General features: G+C 51.9%; 24 protein-coding genes and 1 tRNA gene. 16 read left to right on the top strand and 9 right to left on the bottom strand.

The window, feature by feature from the left end; translation table 11 throughout:
- The first annotated feature begins 2 nt into the window (after positions 1 to 2).
- From moaC to ACJJI5_RS00660, 7 genes are all read left to right on the top strand, one after another.
- Complete coding sequence (gene moaC / locus ACJJI5_RS00690; protein WP_282951931.1) at positions 3 to 494, top strand: cyclic pyranopterin monophosphate synthase MoaC; 492 nt, start codon at positions 3 to 5, stop codon at positions 492 to 494.
- Between the two features lie 21 nt (positions 495 to 515).
- Positions 516 to 761: a molybdopterin converting factor subunit 1 gene (gene moaD / locus ACJJI5_RS00685; protein WP_108731357.1), complete on the top strand. Its 246-nt coding sequence runs from the start codon at positions 516 to 518 to the stop codon at positions 759 to 761.
- Positions 762 to 771: 10 nt separating this feature from the next.
- Positions 772 to 1,251, top strand: coding sequence for a molybdopterin synthase catalytic subunit MoaE (moaE, locus tag ACJJI5_RS00680; RefSeq protein WP_445356340.1), 480 nt, complete (start codon positions 772 to 774; stop codon positions 1,249 to 1,251).
- On the top strand, positions 1,236 to 2,018 hold the full coding sequence (modA, locus tag ACJJI5_RS00675; RefSeq protein ID WP_445355274.1) for a molybdate ABC transporter substrate-binding protein: 783 nt from the start codon (positions 1,236 to 1,238) through the stop codon (positions 2,016 to 2,018). The genes moaE and modA overlap by 16 nt, the downstream gene beginning before the upstream one ends.
- Positions 2,015 to 2,737, top strand: coding sequence for a molybdate ABC transporter permease subunit (gene modB / locus ACJJI5_RS00670; RefSeq protein ID WP_445355273.1), 723 nt, complete (start codon positions 2,015 to 2,017; stop codon positions 2,735 to 2,737). The genes modA and modB overlap by 4 nt, the downstream gene beginning before the upstream one ends.
- Entirely contained in the window at positions 2,737 to 3,855 is a 1,119-nt protein-coding gene (locus ACJJI5_RS00665) for an ATP-binding cassette domain-containing protein (RefSeq protein ID WP_445355272.1), read from the top strand. The genes modB and ACJJI5_RS00665 overlap by 1 nt, the downstream gene beginning before the upstream one ends.
- Positions 3,856 to 3,955: 100 nt before the next feature.
- The gene (locus ACJJI5_RS00660; RefSeq protein ID WP_445355271.1) at positions 3,956 to 5,155 is read left to right on the top strand and encodes a hypothetical protein; all 1,200 of its coding nucleotides are present in this window, start codon (positions 3,956 to 3,958) and stop codon (positions 5,153 to 5,155) included.
- Between the two features lie 54 nt (positions 5,156 to 5,209).
- On the opposite strand, the gene ACJJI5_RS00655 is transcribed toward ACJJI5_RS00660, so the two are convergent.
- Entirely contained in the window at positions 5,210 to 6,823 is a 1,614-nt protein-coding gene (locus tag ACJJI5_RS00655) for an MFS transporter (RefSeq protein ID WP_444911918.1), read from the bottom strand.
- Between the two features lie 198 nt (positions 6,824 to 7,021).
- Here ACJJI5_RS00655 and narL point away from each other — a divergent pair, with 198 nt between their 5' ends.
- Positions 7,022 to 7,687, top strand: a complete 666-nt coding sequence (narL, locus tag ACJJI5_RS00650) for a two-component system response regulator NarL (RefSeq protein WP_108731363.1) — start codon at positions 7,022 to 7,024, stop codon at positions 7,685 to 7,687.
- Between the two features lie 41 nt (positions 7,688 to 7,728).
- Positions 7,729 to 8,970 (top strand): molybdopterin molybdotransferase MoeA, encoded by a 1,242-nt coding sequence (moeA, locus tag ACJJI5_RS00645; RefSeq protein ID WP_445355270.1) that lies wholly within the window; start codon positions 7,729 to 7,731, stop codon positions 8,968 to 8,970.
- Between the two features lie 198 nt (positions 8,971 to 9,168).
- On the opposite strand, the gene ACJJI5_RS00640 is transcribed toward moeA, so the two are convergent.
- The 4 genes from ACJJI5_RS00640 to ACJJI5_RS00625 all read right to left on the bottom strand — a co-directional run bounded on the left by ACJJI5_RS00640 (position 9,169) and on the right by ACJJI5_RS00625 (position 10,920).
- Positions 9,169 to 9,582, bottom strand: coding sequence for a type II toxin-antitoxin system YafO family toxin (locus ACJJI5_RS00640; protein ID WP_444906667.1), 414 nt, complete (start codon positions 9,580 to 9,582; stop codon positions 9,169 to 9,171).
- On the bottom strand, positions 9,579 to 9,764 hold the full coding sequence (locus tag ACJJI5_RS00635; RefSeq protein WP_444906666.1) for a hypothetical protein: 186 nt from the start codon (positions 9,762 to 9,764) through the stop codon (positions 9,579 to 9,581). Before ACJJI5_RS00635 ends, ACJJI5_RS00640 begins: the two co-directional genes overlap by 4 nt.
- Positions 9,764 to 10,084: a hypothetical protein gene (locus tag ACJJI5_RS00630; protein WP_445355269.1), complete on the bottom strand. Its 321-nt coding sequence runs from the start codon at positions 10,082 to 10,084 to the stop codon at positions 9,764 to 9,766. Before ACJJI5_RS00630 ends, ACJJI5_RS00635 begins: the two co-directional genes overlap by 1 nt.
- A 759-nt stretch (positions 10,085 to 10,843) precedes the next feature.
- Positions 10,844 to 10,920 (bottom strand) — tRNA-Arg (locus ACJJI5_RS00625).
- A 191-nt stretch (positions 10,921 to 11,111) separates the two neighbouring features.
- On the opposite strand from ACJJI5_RS00625, the gene ACJJI5_RS00620 reads away from it, so the two are divergent.
- Positions 11,112 to 11,534 carry a c-type cytochrome gene (locus ACJJI5_RS00620; RefSeq protein WP_444898270.1) on the top strand — a complete coding sequence of 141 codons (423 nt, stop codon included), beginning with the start codon at positions 11,112 to 11,114 and terminating at the stop codon, positions 11,532 to 11,534.
- A gap of 102 nt (positions 11,535 to 11,636) precedes the next feature.
- Here ACJJI5_RS00620 and rep read toward each other — a convergent pair whose 3' ends face one another.
- Positions 11,637 to 13,670, bottom strand: coding sequence for a DNA helicase Rep (gene rep, locus ACJJI5_RS00615; RefSeq protein WP_252084133.1), 2,034 nt, complete (start codon positions 13,668 to 13,670; stop codon positions 11,637 to 11,639).
- 153 nt (positions 13,671 to 13,823) lie between these two features.
- Here rep and ACJJI5_RS00610 point away from each other — a divergent pair, with 153 nt between their 5' ends.
- From ACJJI5_RS00610 to bla, 6 genes are all read left to right on the top strand, one after another.
- On the top strand, positions 13,824 to 14,042 hold the full coding sequence (locus ACJJI5_RS00610; protein WP_445355268.1) for a DUF3565 domain-containing protein: 219 nt from the start codon (positions 13,824 to 13,826) through the stop codon (positions 14,040 to 14,042).
- 2 nt (positions 14,043 to 14,044) lie between these two features.
- On the top strand, positions 14,045 to 14,497 hold the full coding sequence (locus tag ACJJI5_RS00605) for a YaiI/YqxD family protein (protein WP_152450565.1): 453 nt from the start codon (positions 14,045 to 14,047) through the stop codon (positions 14,495 to 14,497).
- Positions 14,498 to 14,514: 17 nt separating this feature from the next.
- Positions 14,515 to 15,018, top strand: a complete 504-nt coding sequence (locus tag ACJJI5_RS00600; RefSeq protein ID WP_445355267.1) for a GNAT family N-acetyltransferase — start codon at positions 14,515 to 14,517, stop codon at positions 15,016 to 15,018.
- Positions 15,019 to 15,030: 12 nt separating this feature from the next.
- Complete coding sequence (locus ACJJI5_RS00595; protein WP_445355266.1) at positions 15,031 to 15,588, top strand: GNAT family N-acetyltransferase; 558 nt, start codon at positions 15,031 to 15,033, stop codon at positions 15,586 to 15,588.
- Positions 15,589 to 15,733: 145 nt separating this feature from the next.
- Complete coding sequence (locus ACJJI5_RS00590; protein WP_445355265.1) at positions 15,734 to 16,684, top strand: alpha/beta hydrolase family protein; 951 nt, start codon at positions 15,734 to 15,736, stop codon at positions 16,682 to 16,684.
- A 15-nt stretch (positions 16,685 to 16,699) separates the two neighbouring features.
- Complete coding sequence (gene bla, locus ACJJI5_RS00585; protein WP_445356339.1) at positions 16,700 to 17,566, top strand: subclass B3 metallo-beta-lactamase; 867 nt, start codon at positions 16,700 to 16,702, stop codon at positions 17,564 to 17,566.
- Positions 17,567 to 17,598: 32 nt separating this feature from the next.
- On the opposite strand, the gene ACJJI5_RS00580 is transcribed toward bla, so the two are convergent.
- From ACJJI5_RS00580 to ACJJI5_RS00570, 3 genes are read right to left on the bottom strand one after another with little or no spacing between them, the layout of a single operon-like run.
- Positions 17,599 to 17,796 (bottom strand): putative antibiotic biosynthesis monooxygenase, encoded by a 198-nt coding sequence (locus ACJJI5_RS00580; protein ID WP_445355264.1) that lies wholly within the window; start codon positions 17,794 to 17,796, stop codon positions 17,599 to 17,601.
- Positions 17,793 to 18,236, bottom strand: coding sequence for a MarR family winged helix-turn-helix transcriptional regulator (locus ACJJI5_RS00575; RefSeq protein WP_445355263.1), 444 nt, complete (start codon positions 18,234 to 18,236; stop codon positions 17,793 to 17,795). Before ACJJI5_RS00575 ends, ACJJI5_RS00580 begins: the two co-directional genes overlap by 4 nt.
- Before the next feature lie 7 nt (positions 18,237 to 18,243).
- Positions 18,244 to 18,531 (bottom strand): putative quinol monooxygenase, encoded by a 288-nt coding sequence (locus ACJJI5_RS00570; RefSeq protein WP_444915003.1) that lies wholly within the window; start codon positions 18,529 to 18,531, stop codon positions 18,244 to 18,246.
- Positions 18,532 to 18,678 lie beyond the last annotated feature (147 nt).

The following is an 18,678-nucleotide window of genomic DNA, read 5'->3' as shown; positions in this document are numbered from 1 at the left end:
TTGTGAGCCAGTTAACCCACTTAAACCAGCGCGGCGAAGCCAGCATGGTGGATGTTACCGAGAAGGACATCACTGACCGCAGTGCCCTGGCCGAGAGCAGCATCTGTATGAGTGCAGAGGCTTTTGCACTGCTGAGCCAAGGGGCGCACAAAAAAGGCGACGTGCTCTCTGTAGCTCGTATCGCCGGCATCCAGGCCGCGAAGAAAACCTCAGATTTAATTCCCCTGTGCCATCCGCTGGCGTTGACCAAAGTAGCGGTGGATTTCGAATTACAGCCGGAAAAGCACAGTGTGCATATCACCGCTTTCTGCCGCCTGGCCGGGCGCACTGGGGTAGAGATGGAAGCGTTAACCGCAGCTTCGGTAGCGGCGCTGACTATTTACGATATGTGCAAAGCTGTGGACCCGGCGATGGAAATCGGCCCGACCCGCCTGCTGCAAAAAACCGGCGGTAAGCGCGGCCACTGGCGCGGCGATGCTGCGGACAAGGCGTAAAAATTTCAGAGGTGTAAAGCGATGGTAAAGGTTCTGTTTTTCGCGCGTCTGCGCCAGCAATTGGGCATGGGCGAGATTACCCTGAAGGATTTTTCCGGCAGTCTCAGCGAGTTGCGCAAAACCCTATGCGAACAGCACCCGGATTGGAGCCCGCATCTGCAAAGAGACGATATTCGTATGGCCCTGAACCAGGAGCTGGCAGAAACCGGAGCCCAGGTGAAGGCTGGGGATGAAGTTGCATTTTTCCCGCCGGTTACCGGCGGTTAGTGGTGCCAATATGAAAGCCGTTGATCGTATTGAAGTCTGTGAAACGCCCCTCGACGTAGCGGCTGAATATACTGCGCTGCAAGGCAACAGTGGTGATGGTGCCTGCGCCCTGTTTGTGGGTTCGGTGCGGGACTTCAATGCCGGTAGTGATGTCTGCGGCCTGGCCCTGGAACACTATCCGGGCATGACCGAAAAAAGCCTGCAACGGATTATCAATGATGCCCGCGATCGCTGGTCCCTGGGTCGTGTGACTATCGTCCACCGTGTTGGCCCCATGCAGATCAACGATGAGATTGTTTTTGTCGGCGTTACCAGCCCCCACCGCCAGGCTGCCTTTGCCGCCTGCCAATACATCATGGATCGCCTCAAAACTGAGGCGCCTTTCTGGAAGCGCGAAGCGGTTGAGGATGAGTCCGGTAAGCCTTCAGAGCGCTGGGTCGAAGCCCGGGCCAGTGATGCTGCGGAGATGGAAAAGTGGTCCGCCGGCTGAGCCTGCTGCTATCCGCTTTACTGGTGGCCATCGCGCTGCCGGTTAATGCGGATAACTGCACCTTGCGGGTGGCGGTAGCGGCCAGCTTCCGCCCGGCACTGGAAGAGGTACTACCAGAATTTGAGCGTCGCCATGCCTGTGTGGTGCAGATCAGTAGCGGCAGCTCCGGGGTGCTCTACCAACAAATAGCGCACCGCGCGCCCTTCGATTTATTCCTGTCTGCCGATCGCGAGCGCCCCGAACTGTTGGAAAAGCAGGGTGGGGCACTGGCCAACAGTCGCCAGACTTACGCCCTGGGTTTACTGGCTCTCTGGCACCCAAAATCGGAATCGAATATTGAGCGGTTACTGCAAACCTGGCCCGATAAAATTGTATTAGCCGATCCGAAAGTAGCGCCCTTCGGCAGTGCCGCCCGGCAAGCGTTGCAAAGCCTGGACTTGTGGAAGAAAAAACAAACTCAATTAGCCCGGGCCCACAATGCTGGCCAAGCCTATTTAATGCTGGATTCCGGCAATGCGCAGCTGGGCTTTGTCGCCGCCAGCCAGATGCAAGCAGCCGGCCGCGATAACTACTGGTTGCTGCCGCAGCATTTGTACAAACCCATTGAACAGCAGCTGCTGATTCCCACCCAGAGTCGCCGACCTAAAGAGGCACAGTCCCTCGCTAACTATTTGCGTTCAGGGGAAGTGCAGGCGCAACTACAGCACTTGGGTTACGGTGTTTTGCCAACTCAAGATCGAAGTAGAGATGGAGGGAGTGGCTTATGAATATCGCCGCTGCCGACTGGCAGGCCCTGTGGCTAACTTTGAAATTGGCCGGCTTAACTACCTTACTCCTGTTTATTATCGGCGTGCCCCTGGCCTGGAAATTGAGTCAATGGCAGAGCCGCTGGCGCCACGGTATCGAGGTATTAATTACCCTGCCGCTGGTACTGCCACCCACGGTGTTGGGCTTTTATTTACTGCTTTTATTTTCCCCTAACTACGCCCCTGGGCAGTGGTTGTCACAACTTTTTGATGGCCCTTTGGTATTTTCCTTTACCGGCCTGGTGTTTGCGTCAGTGATTTATTCCCTGCCGTTTATGGTACAGCCGCTATTGGCCGCGTTTAATGCCAATGGTCAGCGCCTGACCCAGGCTGCCGCAGCGCTGGGTATACCGCCCTGGGCGGCGCTATTACAAGTTCTTTTGCCGGCGAGTCGCGCCGCTATTGTGAGTGCCTGCGCTTTAACGTTTGCCCATACCCTGGGTGAGTTCGGGGTAGTGCTGATGATTGGTGGCGCTATTCCCGGTGAGACCCAGGTGGTTTCTATCGCTCTTTACCAACATGTGGAGGCGATGGAATACGGTGCGGCGCACCGGCTGGCTTTGATGTTGATGGGAATTACTACGGTACTGCTACTCGCTGCCCGTTGGCTGGGACATAGTTTGGCTCCGCGCGGATCAAACAACGAGCAGGCTAAACCGGTAATGGGGGTGCTGGGCTAATGGAAATCACCTTACCCCTTGTCGGTACTGCGTCTACCACTTCTGATTCCAGCGGACTGAGTGTTTCAGGGCTGGTGACTCCGCTTAACGCTGCGACTCCCTGGCAATTAGAGCTGCCAGCCACTGGGATTTTTGGCCTTACCGGCCCCTCCGGCAGCGGCAAGAGCACATTACTGGCTGCTTTGGCGGGCCAACGCCATTGCCGTGGCAATATCACTTTTACCAATACGGTTTGGCAGCGCGGACGCCGCGCCCTGGCTACCCACAAAAGAACGCTTTCTTTGGGCTTTCAGGATAGCCGCCTGTTTGCCGGCCAGTCGGTGGCAGATAACCTGGCACTGGCCTGCCGTTACAGCCGCAGGCCACTGCCCGAGGAAGAGTGTGATCGCCTGCTAAAGGCTTTTGGTATTGATCCGCTACTCCATCAGCCGGTAGAGCTATTGTCTGGCGGAGAAGCCCAGCGTGTGGCTGTATTGCGTCAGCTTTTTAACAATGCGCCGCTGCAATTATTTGATGAGCCGCTTTCAGCGGTTGACCGCGCCCAGGTACTGCGGCGCCTATTGCCGACCCTGCGGGATTTCTGGGCTCGATATCCGGCGCTGGTAATCTGGACCAGTCACGACTTTGATGAAATCCAGCTACTGGCCCAGCGCTGTTTATGGATGGATTCTGCCAATTTGTCCGCACCACTTTCTTTACCTGAAATTGCCCAGCGCCTGGATAGCCACGGCGTAGGGGATAGCTGCCGCAGCCGGATTGAAGCGCGAGTGGAATCCCTAAACGATGGTCTGCTGACTTTGGATTTAGGGGGGATTTCCATCTTTGCTGATAGGGTGGCGGGCCATTATCGCAGAGGCGATACCGCCGCTTTTCTGCTGGAAGCTGGAGATATCAGCCTCAGTGTAGAGAAGCCGGGCCTGTCCAGTATCCTCAATTGCCTGCCGGTAACTTTAGTTGCTAAGCAGAACCTTACCGATGGCCGCATTCGTTTACAGTTAGCCGCTGCTGATCAGGTGTTCTACGCAGATATTTCCCGTCTCTCCTGCGAGCGCCTGGAATTGCGTGAAGGCACTACCTACTTTGCCCAGTTTAAGGCCGGTAGTCTTGCCGGTTTGTAAGTAGTTCCAGGGCAATTTCTGAAAGTGCATTTCTTCGATCCCTAAAACCCCAGCAATTTTTTTGCTAAGTTTGAACACCAGCTAACTGAGTGGTGCTCCTATGGGCGTTCTGTTGGGAATTTCCCTCTTTAACGAGGGTGATAAGTTTTACCGGGAAAAAGCACAGGTCGAGGGCTTACCTTTAGCGAAAGCTGTGACCATTGAGGAACTACACCCGGTACTTACTCGCTGCATAGAAGAAGGCGGGCACAACTATCGAGTAAGCCGCCTGGAATCGGGTGAGCTGGAAATTGCCGAGCTACTTGAGGATTGTGAGCCCTACCGGATCAATGCTTTCCGCTATCAGCTTCGCCGAAAGGGCGACGCTATCGTTATCCACTCTACTTACAAAGACGATGCCTTGTACTTTCATCTGGCTTGCCGCGCAGCCAGTGGGCAGAGCGTTAAGATAGATTTCCACGGCGAGCACCCGTTTTATAACTATGACTCCATAGCGGAATACCAGGGTGGTAACTACCATCTGGCCAATTTCTTCGATCTTCAACATTTGCCCGGTTATATCGAAGAGCACTGCCGGCGATTTATACACTGCCCGGAGTATTGGTCCTTTACCTTCTTTATTCCGTATTTGGGCAAGGTAGAGCTGAATAACCAAACATCCGATTCAGAACAGCCTCTCTACCACCTCGATTTCTATTGCCCGGAGCGCAAGCTAAAAATCTTCCAGTCGGCGCTTGAGAGAGAAGGTTCTTACTATTTTCGCGACTCTATCTCGGCAGAAAAGCTGCTGAAATTGCTTGAAGATATGGCGACAGAACTGCTGCCAGAGCTGCAAGAAGCGGGTGTTATGTCCTGCTTGAGCTGCTTTGAAGCTATCCATCAAGCCTACAGTGAAATTGAGAGCACCATTGAGACGGATGACAGTCTTGCCTCAGTTGCGGAGGATCTTGTTGGGTACCAACAGAGTATCTGCGGCAGACCTGTCCAATACGAAGTCACTGAAAATGCAGATGAGTCTATTACTGTGCAGGCCTACTATTTTCAGCCGCCGGTAGGTTACAACTATACGATTAGTGCTGAGGATATCGCAGGGGGCCATATCTATCTGGATAAGTTGCACGATTTAGATTTTTATGAGCAGATGTGTATGGATATTGCCAGGTATCTATGCCCGACGATGCCGACCGTTGAAGACTTGGATGAAGTGACGATCTACTATCGCAGGGATATCGATAGACAGCTGATTTCCAGCCTGCTTGAAGGTTCGGATATAACGCCGATATTGGTTCAGGTGAAATAAAAAAGGGGAGGTTAAACCTCCCCGCAAAAGCGGTTTCCCGCCCGTGAGACCAAATTATGGATTGTAGAATTCACCGTTTTTGCGCAGGTAGAACCAGTAGTTAACCACCAGGCAAACCGCGTAGAAGATAGCAATGCCTGCCAAAGCGTACTCCGGGGTGGTGGCTTTGATCTGCTCGCCGAAGACTTTGGGAATATAGAAGGCACCGTAGGCGGCAACTGCTGAGGTCCATCCCAATACCGGGCCTGCCTGTTCTTTCGGGAATACCATGGCGATGGTGCGGAAGGTAGAGCCATTGCCGATACCGGTAGCGGCGAACAGCACCAGGAACAGCAGGAAGAAGGGCAGGAAGAACTCTTCCGGAGTGGCTGAGCCGTAGGCGGCCTTCATGTAGTAAGCCACACCCAGGGCACTACCCACCATGATTGCAGCACAGATTTGGGTAACCAGGGCTCCGCCGATGCGGTCGGAGATCCAACCACCTACCGGGCGAATCAGGGCGCCGATAAATGGACCCATCCAGGCGTACATCAGGGCGCTGGGGCCGTTATTGTTGATGGTATCGTGAGTCATAACCCCATCCACCATCACGTGGCTGTATCCGAAGATCACCTTGATAGCCAGGGGGAAGGCCGCTGCGAAACCGATAAAGCTGCCGAAGGTCATGGTGTAAATGACACTCATCACCCAGGTGTGCTTGTTGTTGAAGATACGGTACTGACGCTGCAAGCTGGTTTTGATCTCACCGGGCAGCAGCTTCAAGCCGAACACAGTAGCGGCGATTACCAGTACCAGAACGATTTCCTTGGGCACCCCCCAGCCTGAACCGTTGGCCGCTTCGGGAAGCAACAGCCACAGACCTGTGATTGCGGTGAAGAGGCCGATTCCCAACATCATGGTCATCTTCAACATCGCGCCGATAGAGCTGCCCACATCCGGGGTTACTTCGTCGGTGCGCAGGTTGTTCATACCGAACCAGCCGACAAAGGCCAGTGGAACCAGGAACAGCAGCCATACAAAACCGGCATTTTGAATCCACGCTTCAGAACCGGCTGGTACTTTACCAATCAGAGAGCCAGAGCTGCTCACCAGGGTCATGGGATCGCCGCCAGCAGCGCCGAAAGCACCGAAGGTCATAAACAGCGGTACCAGGATCTGCATGGTGGTAACACCGAAGTTACCCAAGCCCGCATTCAGGCCAAGTGCCAACCCTTGTTTTTCCTTGGGGAAAAAGAAGCTGATATTGGACATGGAAGAGGCGAAGTTACCACCGCCAATACCAGACAGCAGAGCCAGCAGCTGGAATACCCACAATGGGGTCTCAGGATTTTGCAAGGCGATACCCGTGCCTAGGGCAGGGATCATCAATAGGGCCGTGGTAAAGACAATGGTGTTGCGTCCACCGAACAATCGAATAAAGAAACTACTGGGTATTCGAAGGGTAGCACCGGTGAGGCCGGCAATTGCCATCAGGGTAAACAGATCGGCTTTGGCAATGGGGAAGCCAAGGTTGAGCATTTGAACGGTAATAATGCCCCAGTAGAGCCACACGGCGAAGCCGCACAGCAAACTGGGAATGGATATCCACAAATTCCGGTTTGCGATTTTTTTGCCCTTGGACTGCCAGAATTTGCTGTCCTCTGGGGCCCACTCGTAGATGTCAGACACGGCGGCCACTCCTCCTCGAAATGATTCGTCCAGCCACTATGGGCTGGGGTGTATCCCTGCTCAATTACCAACAGTAAGTAACCCCTTTGCCCCCGCGCGTAATAGCTACCCCTTTGGGGGTAAGCGCAGGCACTGAGCCCTGTGTTAAAGTCACTGTTCAGAATTAGTACAACTTACAGCAATGAAGCAGGACACCCCATGACTTCTTCTGCCACGGTAATGATGGTTGATGACCATCCTCTATTTCGTAAAGGTCTCAAGCAATTGTTTGCTATGGAGCCCAGCTTGGAGTTAGTAGCCGAGGCCAGTAGCGGGGAGGAAGCGCTGGAGCTGGCCAAACAGCACGAGCCGGACCTTATTCTGTTGGACCTGAATATGCGCGGTATGGACGGGCTGGATACCCTTCGGGCAATGCGTGCAGCCGATGTAGCCTCTCGCATCGTGATACTCACCGTTTCCGATAACAACGCGGACGTAGTTTCCTGTATTCGCGCCGGTGCCGATGGTTACCTGCTCAAGGATATGGAACCGGAAGATATTCTCGACCAGGTTATCCAGGCCACTCACGGCAAGCTCGCTATCAGCCAGCGCCTTACCGAGATCCTCGCCTCCGCCCTGCGCAAGCCGGACAATTCCGGTGCGGATACCCTGTCAACGCTCACCAGTCGCGAATACCAAATCTTGCAATTGATCGCCGATGGCCTCAGTAACAAGTTAATCGCCCGTGAATTGGATATCAGTGATGCCACTGTAAAGGTTCACGTTAAACACTTATTGAAAAAGTTGGGCATGCGCTCCCGGGTGGAAGCCGCTGTGTGGATGGTTAATCAAAAGCGACCGGAATCGCAAAACCGCAGCCACTGATTTTTCCCAACTACAAAGGAATGAAGTAAGAGATATTGTCCATGCCCACTATCGACTGCTGTAGCCAACCGGGCCTGATGCCCATCGAAAGCGCCCGCGAAAAACTTCTTGAGGCACTGAGCCCAATCAGTGGCACTGAGACTTTGCCCCTGGCACAAGCTGCCGGTCGGGTATTGGCTGAGGATGTTATCTCCACAGTAAACCTACCGCCCTGCGACAACTCCGCAATGGATGGTTACGCCCTGCGCTTTGAAGACCTGGCCAGTGGCTTGCCGCTGGAGCTGATTGGCAAATCATTCGCCGGAGCACCTTTTGACGGTGTGGTGAACCCCGGCACTTGCGTGCGCATTATGACAGGAGCCGCAGTGCCCGCCGGTGCAGATACGGTAGTGATGCAGGAAAATGTCGATGCCCAGGGGGAGTCGATACGAATAAATTGTGAAGTTCGCGCTGGCGACCATGTTCGCCGCTGCGGTGAAGATGTGGCTGAAGGAGCCAGCCTGCTCAAGGCCGGAGAGCGCATCAGCGTTCCACATATTGCCCTGCTCGCTGCTGCCGGTGTGGGCACAGTGACTGTAGTGCGCAAACCGGTAATCGCACTTTTCTCCACCGGCGATGAATTGCGCCAGCCTGGCGAAGCCCTGGGTAAGGGCGATATCTACGATAGCAACCGCATTGCCCTGTTATCCGCCCTGGAACAGCTGGACTTGGACGTTTTGGATTTGGGTATATTGCCCGATAACAAACAGGCCATTACCGATGCCTTGCAACGTGCTTCCGAAGAGGCCGATGCCATTATTACCTCCGGTGGAGTCTCCGTTGGCGAAGCGGATTACACCCGTGAAGTGTTGGAAGAACTGGGAGAGATCGGCTTCTGGAAAGTGGCGATGAAGCCCGGTAAACCTTTTGCCTTTGGTTTCCTACAGGGAACGCCCTTCTTCGGCCTACCCGGTAACCCGGTTTCCGCCCTGGTAACTTTCTACCAGCTGGCCGTGCCCGCCCTGAGTGTGATGAAAGGCGATCAGTGGACTGGCCCGCAGACCTTACAGGCGAAACTGTTAAAACCCCTGAAGAAAAAGCCCGGCCGAACCGATTTCCAGCGGGGTGTATATCGCAGTGATGAAAACGGGGTATTGGTAGTAGAACCGGTTGGTACCCAGGGGAGCCATATTCTTTCCGGTCTGGCTGCTGCTAACTGCTTTATCGTTTTAGCGCGAGAGAGTGGTAGTGTAGAGGCTGGGGAGCAGGTGGTGATTGAGCCTTTGAGAGTGCCGTTGGGTTGAGTAAATATACAGAGTGAAGTTAAGCTGCTTGAACAGTTGAGGCTGATCTTGAAAGAGGTAAAGCTAAGCATCCCATAATTATTTTAAATATTAAGTAATTATGGGATATATCATTTCCTGATGAAATTCAATTGGCAGTAGTAAATGGTATTGCGTAATAGGTTCCAAGCTATGTAAAGTAATTAGACTGAATAATTTCTAATACTGTTCTCGAAAATTTTCAGCAATATCCTCTAGTTTTGCCATCAAATTATTGTCTCTATCTGTATTTATTACTTCTTCAGGTTTTCTTGGATCAAAATGCTTTATTATCCCAATAAGGAGATAAGTATCCGGTTCCATAAAACCAGGGCAGTAGGCCAGAACATAACCACTAGTACGGCGGTACTGTAATAGTCTCACGGGAAAGCCTTGCTCTTTATAATGGAGATGCATCAGTTCTAAGGAAGAGCGCCTAAATGTGCGATCATAAGGTACATCACGGCCAAAGGAACGGGGAAGCATCCCTTCCTCCCCTTTATATGATTTAAACTCCGCAACTAGTGCCTTTCTCTTTTGTTCATCCATGGACTCGCGTAACCAAGTATGGGTGAAGACTCTAATTTCTTTCACCAGCCAGTATCCTTTTTAGGTTGACGTAGCCTTGCGTGCTGGGTTGTTTTCTGTGCTATTTTCTTCAATTCACTTTCTTGAATTTCGAAATTTCGAGTACTTGGCTCGATAATCTCTTCAGAGAACTCAGTAGATTGAAAATTTAGGTTTCGACCTTCGGTATGTCTTGAGTCTTTATTCATTACTCTTCCTCAAAACCTCCTATATCTTTTGGCTTCGAATCTTTCAGTTTCTTCGCCATTTTACGAGTCACTTTTTCCATGTCCATCGCATCTCCCGTCGCTTGGGGAGGTAAATCTTTCATTTCCATGGTTCCACGCTGGGCGACTTCACAGAACTCAGTCATGTCTTCAAACAGTTGACTGGGTACAGCATAAAACTGGACTTTATTATCTGAAGTCACCGCTATGGCGTCACCTTCTGCTTCGTGTAATGCGGCACTTGGATTAGTTTTGAACTCGCTTAAAGGCATAGTGCGACCGAATTTTACTTTCCGATGCATAATGCTCCTCTCTGATTTACAAAATTGTTGCTTTATATAAATCTAAGTATGAGGCTAACTTAAGGACTAAGCCAGCTATGAAACCTCTTTAATTTGATAAGGTTCCTTTTCTCATTGTATAGAGATGACCGATTCCTCCTCAGTAATAATATAAAGAGAAAATATTTACGGTTGTGTTTTAAGTAGGTCGTTTCTCCCTGTGGGTAGGCGAATCTTTAGCCGCTGAGTTACTTCCAAGTTGAATCTGTGTTCAAGTAGATTCTGAGGTACGTGAATATATATAGGATCCACTGCATAGAATATTGTGATAGAGGGTTAGCTATATATTAAAAAACTCTCATAAGCGGGCGGATAGTGTGCTGGAGGATTAGCTTCGCCCTTTGGGCTCGCTGCTCTACGGCAGCTTTGTCGCCTCCGAGTCGAACCTGAGTTCGAACAAAACCCTGGGAGTTAGCCATATACAAGAAAGCCCGCATAAGCGGGTGGTGTGCGGAAGGATTAGCTTCGCCCTTTGGGCTCGCTGCTCTACGGCAGCTTTGCTGCCTCCGAGTCGAACCTGAGCTCGAACAAAACCCGGGAGTTAACCATATACAAAAAAGCCCGCATAAGCGGGTGGTGTGCGTGAGGATTAGCTTCGCCCTTTGGGCTCGCTGCTCTACGGCAGCTTTGCTGCCTTCGAGTCGAACCTGAGTTCGAACAAAACCCTGGGAGTTAGCCATATACAAAAAAAGCCCGCATAAGCGGGCTTTTTTTTGTATATGGCCCGCCCGAGAGGATTCGAACCTCTGACCTTCGCCTCCGGAGGGCGACGCTCTATCCAGCTGAGCTACGGGCGGTTTAATTGGCTATCAGTGCCAATGGGAGGCGGATTATACAGAAGCTGGGGGGCGGGTTAAAGGACATTCTGTTGGCTTATATAGTCTTTGGCAGGTGGCGATGCAGTGCTTATAATGCGCGGCGTAGGAGTTTGCGACGATATTTTGAACGTTTGTGGGCCAACTCACTTCGGTCCTTTTGGGGGAATATGATGAAGCGTATTTTGGGTATTGTGGCGGCATTGGCCGTCAGTGCGGCTACGGCAGTGGCCCAGCAGTCTGTTAATGAAGAAATCGCAGAGCGAATTGCTCCGGCAGGTGAAACCTGCATGAAAGGTAAAGAGTGTGCGGCGGCAGTAGCGGCAGCACCTGAAGGTGCTAGCGGCGGCGCTGCTCGCAGTGGTCAGGATATCTACAACGCAAGCTGCCAGACCTGTCACGCAATGGGTGTTGCAGGTGCGCCAAAATTCGGTGATGCCGCAGCTTGGGCACCGCGTATCGCTAAGGGCATGGATACTCTCTATAACAATGCCATCAATGGTATTAATGCCATGCCGGCCAAAGGCCTGTGTATGGATTGTAGCGATGACGAGATTAAAGCTGCTGTGAATTACATGGTGGATAACAGTAAGTAAGCTGTTTCCTATTGAAAAAAGGCCGCTCATTGAGCGGCCTTTTTTATTTTGGATATCTGCTTAGCTGGTACAGATATTTGAAAATATTTAATCAATAAGAGGTTAATCAAACATACTCAACAAAGACCCCAAAGTTTCCTCTCCCTTCGCCTGATTCTGCTCCGGCGTCGCTTTACCAAATCCTTCCAACAACACATCTTCTTCCGGCAATTCGTCAATAAAGCGGCTGGGTGTGGTGTCCTGGGTTTCGCCGAACTGTTTGCGCTTGCCCGCCAGGGTCATGGTAAGGGTGCGCTGGGCGCGGGTAATGCCTACGTAAGTGAGGCGGCGCTCCTCTTCGATATTGTCGTCTTCAATACTGTTGCGGTGGGGAAGTAAGTTCTCTTCCATACCGATCATAAATACGTGGGGGAATTCCAGGCCCTTGGCGGCGTGTAGGGTCATCAGGCTGACCTTATCGGTGGCTTCCTCTTCTTCCTGGCGCTCCAGCATATCCCGCAGGATCAGTTTGGAGATGGCCTGTTCCAGGCGAATATCCTGCTCCAGCTCGTCGTCGGTGCCCTCCATAATTTTGTTGAGGCTTTCCAACAGCCAATACACATTCTCCATGCGCTTCTCGGCCACTTTCTCGCTGCTGGCGTTTTGCGATAGCCAGCCGGCGTAGTCGATATCTTCCAGCATCTCGCGCAGGGCGCCATTGGCAGTGGTATCGCGACAGTTGCGCTGTACCCCTTCGAGCCACAGGGCAAAGCGATTCAGGCGTTCGTAGCCCTGCTCGTTGATATGCTCCTTAAAGCCCAATTCCGAGCAGGCTTTGAACATGGAAATCTCGCGGCCCTTTGCGTAGTTGCCCAGGGCCTCCAGGCTGCTGGTACCTATTTGGCGACGCGGGGTATTGATGATGCGCAGGAATGCGTTGTCATCATCCGGATTCACCAACAGGCGCAGGTAGGCCATCACGTCCTTGATTTCAGCGCGGGCGAAGAAGGAAGTACCGCCGGACATCTGGTAGGGAACCTGGTGTTCCTGCAGTTTCATTTCGATCAGGCGCGCCTGGTGGTTGCCGCGATAGAGCACGGCAAAATCCATAAACTTGCAGCCGCGACGGCTCTTCTGCAGAAATATCTCGTTGGCGACCCGCTCCGCTTCCTCATTTTCATTAGCCACCTTGAGAACGCGGATCTCCTCACCCAGGCCGCGATCGGACCATAATGCTTTGTCGAATTCGTGAGGATTGTGGGCGATCAGGTGGTTGGCCACTTTGAGAATGCGGCTGGTGGAGCGGTAGTTCTGCTCCAGTTTGATCAGGCGAAGGTTGGGGAAGTCGGTCTTCAGCGCACTCATGTTCTCCGGGCGCGCGCCGCGCCAGGCGTAGATAGACTGGTCATCGTCTCCCACCACTGTGAGGCCGCCGCGCCCGCCCACTAGCAGCTTCACCAGCAGGTACTGGGAGTTGTTGGTGTCCTGATATTCGTCCACCAGCAGGTAACGAATCTTTTTGCGCCAGCGTTGCAGCAACTCTGGATCTTTGTCGAACAACTGTACCGGCAGCAGGATCAGGTCGTCGAAGTCGACGGCATTGTAGGCTTTGAGGGCTTCACAGTAGCGATCGTAGGCAACCGCGATGGCCTGCTCACCGGGGCTCTGTGCCTGCTCAAGGGCGCGGCGCGGGGTGAGCATATCGTTCTTCCAGTTGGAGATCTGGTTCTGTACCCGATCCAACAGGTCTGTATCCAGGTCGCCATCCCTGAGCATCAGCTCCTTGATCAGGGCGCGGGCGTCTTCCGCATCGAAGATGGAGAAACCGGGCTTAAAGCCGGCGGCGCGGTATTCCTTACGCAGGATATTCAGCCCAAGGTTGTGAAAGGTGGATACAGTGAGACCGTGACTCGCCTTGGACCGCTTGCCATCCGGGCCTGCCAGCAGTTTGCTGACCCGCTCTTTCATCTCCCGTGCCGCCTTGTTGGTGAAGGTGAGGGCGGCGATATTGCGCGCGGCGTAGCCACACTGCTCGATCAGGTAGGCGATCTTGCGGGTGATTACGCTGGTCTTGCCGGAGCCGGCACCGGCCAGTACCAGGCAGGGGCCATCGACATACTTCACGGCTTCGGATTGGCGGGGATTGAGCTGGGTCATAGATGGGGCTGCATCTTCGCGTCGCGGAAAAGCGGGAGATTCTAGCAGTCTTGGCTCGAATCATCCCAGTACCAGTGCGAACCACCGGCCACACGTATACTTTGCCCTTGGGATTGGCTATAACTGCGCCTTATTCCCTGCTTGTGTAACCCCATGCAACAACCCATCGCCGGCTACCACCTGGATGAAGAGAATCACTGGGTGGCGGAGTTCGCCTGTGGCCACTTCCAACATGTACGCCACAATCCTCCCTGGACCAACCGGCCCTGGGTGATCACTGAACAAGGGCGCGAGTCTATGCTGGGTTTCCAGCTCAATTGCAAGAAATGCGATGAGGGCGCACCGCCCGATACGCTCGAAAAGGTTGTATAGCCATGACAAAACTCTGGGTCGATGCCGACGCCTGCCCGGTCGCCATCAAGGAAATCCTGTTTCGCGCCGCTGAGCGCACAGCCACAGAACTGACTTTGGTGGCCAACCAAGCGGTGCGGGTGCCGCCGTCGCGCTATATTCGCTCCGTGCAAGTGACAGCGGGTTTTGATGTGGCGGATAACGAGATAGTGCAGCGCTGCGAGGCGGGGGACCTGATTATTACCAGCGATATCCCACTGGCAGCAGAGGTGATCGACAAGGGTGCTGAAGCCCTTAATCCCCGTGGGGAGCGCTATACCAAAGCCAATATCCGCGCGCGCCTGAATATGCGGGACTTTATGGATACCCTGCGCTCCAGCGGTGTGCATACCGGCGGACCACCGGCCCTTAGCCAGGCGGACCGCAAAGCTTTTGCCGATCAGTTAGATCGATGGCTGGCAAAGAGTCGCAAGTAACTTTAAGGAGAATTGCCGTGGAGAACTTGAGACTGAAGCGAATGGAAGAGTGGCAATTCCCAACATTGATGTCCTGGCTACCTAATAGGGAGCAGTGCCAACAGTGGGGTGGTCCCGATTTCAGGTTTCCGTTCGAGGGGAGGTCCTTCTTGGAGGATTGTCGTTGGCCGGAGTTGCCCAGCTACGCACTTCAGGATAGCAGCGGTGATGTGCTGGCTTTTGGGCAGTATTACCAACACCTGGGCCGCTGCCACCTAAGTCGCTTAATTGTCTCCCCCAATCATCGCGGAGCCGGATTAGGGCGTGCGCTGGTAGTACAGCTTGCACAAACAGGAGCCAGAGCCCTGGATGCAATCGAGTGCTCTTTATTTGTCCTGCGTACTAATCTAGCGGCACGGACTCTCTACCAGAAATTGGGTTTTGAGGAAGCGGCTTATCCAGAGCAGCGAAAATGGCTGGATCAGTGCGATTTTATGGTCGCACCGTCTGTAGAATTTCAGCAGAAACAAAATATTGAATAGCGCGAATATTTCATGCCTGAATTAATACAACCCACGACCGAACGCTTACAGCTGCGCCAGTGGCGAGCGGAAGATAAGCCTGTATTCGCCGAAATGAATGCCGACCCAAGGGTGATGGAGTTCTTCCCTTCATTGCTGACGCGACAGCAGAGTGATGCCGGTGTGGATCGCAGTATCGCGCATATTGAGGAATACGGCTGGGGCTTTTGGGCCTTGGAGCTGAGAGATACCAACGAGTTTCTCGGATTTGTCGGTATGAAAAATGTGACCGAAGATTTGCCTTTCACTCCAGCGGTAGAGATTGGCTGGCGCTTGGCCTTTCCCCACTGGGGAAAAGGCTATGCCAGTGAAGCTGCACAAGCATCTTTGGATGTAGCTTTTAATACCCTGAATCTCAGCGAAGTCGTTTCCTTTACTGCACTACAAAACCTTCGTTCCCAGCGGGTGATGGAGCGGCTGGGTATGCGGCGGGATTCTCTCGTCTTTGAACATCCACTGGTCCCCAGCGAAAGCCATCTGCAGCGGCACTGCCTTTATCGCTTAAGTGGCGATGATTGGAAAAAATCTTGATGTGATTAGCTTCAGTTAGCTCGGGAACCATTACTTTTTCTTGGGTTCGGAGAGGGGGTGAATATGAGGTCCACCCCCTCTTCGACAATAACCAAGCAAATATAGCCCCACCATTAATTTCAGGTGAGGGCAGGGAGTTCTCGCTATGGGTTTTCTTAAATCGGCCTTTATAACGGCAACTGGTTTTCTGCTAGCGGCTTTGCATATCGGCGTATCCGCCGAACCTCTACTTAAAGTCAGTAAACGCCCAGATGGGTCAGCGCTTTACTGGTCTTTAGAGCAACCATCGGCTAAAGGGAAATATGGCTTGTTTTTGATAGCCCAGGGGTCTGGCTGCCTGCCTGCTGTTAAAAATACTACTATCCAACAGGCTAAAGAGTTGGCGGCAGAATATGCTGTTTTAATGGTAGAAAAATATGGTGTAACTCACTCTGACAGCCCGGAAGAGCAATTTAAAGATTGTTCAAAAGAGTATATAGCTAACCATACAGTTGAGCAGCGTGCGGTAGATGTAGAGCAGATTGTCAGCGAACTGCGCGGGGCTGATTGGTGGAATGGCAAACTGGTTTTGTTCGGCGGTTCCGAGGGTGGTGATCTTGTTGCACGACTGGCGCCGAGGCTAAATCCCGATGCGGCAGTGGTCTTTTCAACTGGGTTGGGGGAGTCCTTTGCTCAAGTGCTAAAGAGTTTGGTTCCGCCCCACGTAGCTAAAGAGGTAGATGCCAAACTCGCCTATGCCCGAGCTAACCCAGAAAGCGCGGAAGTCTGGGGTGGAAACTCTATGCGTTGGTGGGCCGATGTCGTCGATCGGGTACCGGTCAACGATTTATTGAACAGCCATGCCCCCGTATTATTGATCCAGGGTACAGAAGATAAATCTGCCCCGGTCAGTTCCGGCCGAGCAGCGCGAGATGCCTATGCATCAGCCGGACGTTGTGAGCTGACTTATTGGGAGTACCCCGGTTACGATCACTATATGACGGATAAGGATGGTGTAAATCACCGGGGAGAAGTTTTTGAAAGAATTGCAGGATGGATTAACAAAGCTGCACTAAATGGGGCTCCCGGGTGTATTCCTGATGCCGGTAAAAGTTGAGACTGATCAATGAATATAAGAATCCAATTAGCCGCAATAGTGATGGCCGCTTATTCCAGTTTTTCGGCAGCGGAAAACTATGCTGCCTTACCACAACTGGAAACCTACAAGGTACCAGAATCCTGGCGTCAGCCAGTAGCGCCTCTAAAGATTGCAAGTAACACGTGGCAAATAGGTACTGAGGGAATTACCTCACTGCTATTAAAAGGCAAAGAGGGATCGATTCTAATTGACGGTGGCATGGAGCAGACGGCTGAGCATTTATTGGAGAATATGCGCAGGTTGGGAGTCGCCCCCTCGGATCTCAAATTAATATTGCACAGTCAGGCCCATGCAGACCACATTGGTTCTATAGCTGAGCTAAAACGCGTAACTGGTGCACAGGTGGTAACCAATGCCGAATCAGCAGTGTTAATGGCTCGCGGTGGTGCTAATGATATTCACTTCGCCGACGAACTTTTATATCCGCCAATAAAGGCGGATCGTATCTTGCACGATGGCGAGCAAGTGGTTCTAGGGGATTTGCGTCTACGCGTACATTTTATCCCAGGCCATACACCAGGCAGTATGGCCTGGACCTGGGAAGACAAAGTTGATGGTAAAACTAAAGATATAGCTTATGTGGATAGCCTTACAGCGCCCGGTTATCAACTGATTGATAATCGCCGCTATCCAAACATCGTAGAGGACTTCCGCACAAGCTTTGCCCGTGTGCGGGATTTACCTTGTGATTTACTACTTACCCCTCATGCACCTGCCAGCGGTTGGGAGTTTAAAAACATAGCTATACAGAAAAAATCAGTGAACTGTCATCAATATGCAGAGAAAGCGGAAGCAAAATTAAATAAAAAGCTAGAGACTGAGAGAGATTCAGTTGATTAGATATTGGTGATATAAAACATGGCCTGTCAGAATTAATGCCGGGCCAAAAATTGATGTACCTTTGGCACAAGATAGAAATACATTAGTGGGACCAGAATAGCGGTCATTATTAGCGCTTTTAAACCAATTGCAATTTGAAATTCCAGTGCCTGCATCCCCAGAAGTAATAGAGTAACAATAGGGTAAACCAGTGCCCAGATGCACAGGGCGTGTAGTATCGATTTCTTCATTTGTTCAATTCCTCCATAAATTTAGAAATTGTCTTAAAATATCCCGGCAATAATTTCTGTAAAAATTGTTTTCCACTCTTGGTAAGTGCTACACATTTTGCCCTACCATCGCTGGAGTCTGCTTCCATAACGATGAGCTTATCTTCCACCATGCTTTTCAGGGTTCGTGTCATTACCGGTCGAGAAACATCGATGCGCTCTGCAATTTCTGAAGCCAGCAAACTGTCTCTTTGAGGCTCCCGGTCGATAACGATCATCACCAGGAAGCGCAGCTGGGAGGTTCCATGCTCGGAAAAATAACTCTCCAGCTCCCGCAATAGCAGACTCGCATCCCGCATCATGGTAAGAGCACCCTGAACGGCAGCGGGATCTTTTACAGAAAATCGTTTGGAATATCCCTCAACCATCTGTTGTGAGGGAAGTTCTTTGAGAAAAAACATAAGGGTTTTAAGCTAACCTCTCCAGCTTATTGATCTCCACAGGCTCTTTTAGCCACTCTTGATAGGCTTCGAAAATCGGGGTGATGTAGGGCATAGTGTAATGCTTATCGAGATCTTCCTGACTGCGCCACTCCTCGTATAAAAACAAGTTTTCCCCGTCCTCGTGTACTGCAAACTTCAGGCAGCCCTCTTCCTCCAATGTATTAGCCACTATGGACAGGATGGCCTGCTTGGCTTGGTCAAAGAACTCTGTCTTGGGAGAAATCTTGGCAATAATGAATAAATTTATAGCCATAAACGTCACTCTCTATGGAATTTAGTTATCATGATAATCAAATGGGGTGGATTGTCAAACTACTTGTGGGTCAGTTTAATGTAAGGAGTGGAGGAGAACAGTCGGTTTACTTAACATTGTAGAGATAGCAGTGGCTCAACTAGGAGC

It is taken from the genome of Microbulbifer maximicatervae (SeqCode), from assembly GCF_052467955.1.
This window is presented reverse-complemented; position numbering and strand designations above follow the sequence as displayed.

Bases quoted from the DNA above. Each gene is read 5' to 3' on its own strand.
- moaD (WP_108731357.1), top strand. From the start codon at position 516: ATGGTAAAGGTTCTGTTTTTCGCGCGTCTGCGCCAGCAATTGGGCATG.
- moaE (WP_445356340.1), top strand. From the start codon at position 772: ATGAAAGCCGTTGATCGTATTGAAGTCTGTGAAACGCCCCTCGACGTA.
- modB (WP_445355273.1), top strand. From the start codon at position 2,015: ATGAATATCGCCGCTGCCGACTGGCAGGCCCTGTGGCTAACTTTGAAA.
- ACJJI5_RS00665 (WP_445355272.1), top strand. From the start codon at position 2,737: ATGGAAATCACCTTACCCCTTGTCGGTACTGCGTCTACCACTTCTGAT.
- ACJJI5_RS00660 (WP_445355271.1), top strand. From the start codon at position 3,956: ATGGGCGTTCTGTTGGGAATTTCCCTCTTTAACGAGGGTGATAAGTTT.
- narL (WP_108731363.1), top strand. From the start codon at position 7,022: ATGACTTCTTCTGCCACGGTAATGATGGTTGATGACCATCCTCTATTT.
- moeA (WP_445355270.1), top strand. From the start codon at position 7,729: ATGCCCACTATCGACTGCTGTAGCCAACCGGGCCTGATGCCCATCGAA.
- ACJJI5_RS00635 (WP_444906666.1), bottom strand. From the start codon at position 9,764: ATGAATAAAGACTCAAGACATACCGAAGGTCGAAACCTAAATTTTCAA.
- ACJJI5_RS00630 (WP_445355269.1), bottom strand. From the start codon at position 10,084: ATGCATCGGAAAGTAAAATTCGGTCGCACTATGCCTTTAAGCGAGTTC.
- ACJJI5_RS00620 (WP_444898270.1), top strand. From the start codon at position 11,112: ATGAAGCGTATTTTGGGTATTGTGGCGGCATTGGCCGTCAGTGCGGCT.
- rep (WP_252084133.1), bottom strand. From the start codon at position 13,670: ATGACCCAGCTCAATCCCCGCCAATCCGAAGCCGTGAAGTATGTCGAT.
- ACJJI5_RS00610 (WP_445355268.1), top strand. From the start codon at position 13,824: ATGCAACAACCCATCGCCGGCTACCACCTGGATGAAGAGAATCACTGG.
- ACJJI5_RS00605 (WP_152450565.1), top strand. From the start codon at position 14,045: ATGACAAAACTCTGGGTCGATGCCGACGCCTGCCCGGTCGCCATCAAG.
- ACJJI5_RS00595 (WP_445355266.1), top strand. From the start codon at position 15,031: ATGCCTGAATTAATACAACCCACGACCGAACGCTTACAGCTGCGCCAG.
- ACJJI5_RS00590 (WP_445355265.1), top strand. From the start codon at position 15,734: ATGGGTTTTCTTAAATCGGCCTTTATAACGGCAACTGGTTTTCTGCTA.
- ACJJI5_RS00580 (WP_445355264.1), bottom strand. From the start codon at position 17,796: ATGAAGAAATCGATACTACACGCCCTGTGCATCTGGGCACTGGTTTAC.
- ACJJI5_RS00575 (WP_445355263.1), bottom strand. From the start codon at position 18,236: ATGTTTTTTCTCAAAGAACTTCCCTCACAACAGATGGTTGAGGGATAT.
- ACJJI5_RS00570 (WP_444915003.1), bottom strand. From the start codon at position 18,531: ATGGCTATAAATTTATTCATTATTGCCAAGATTTCTCCCAAGACAGAG.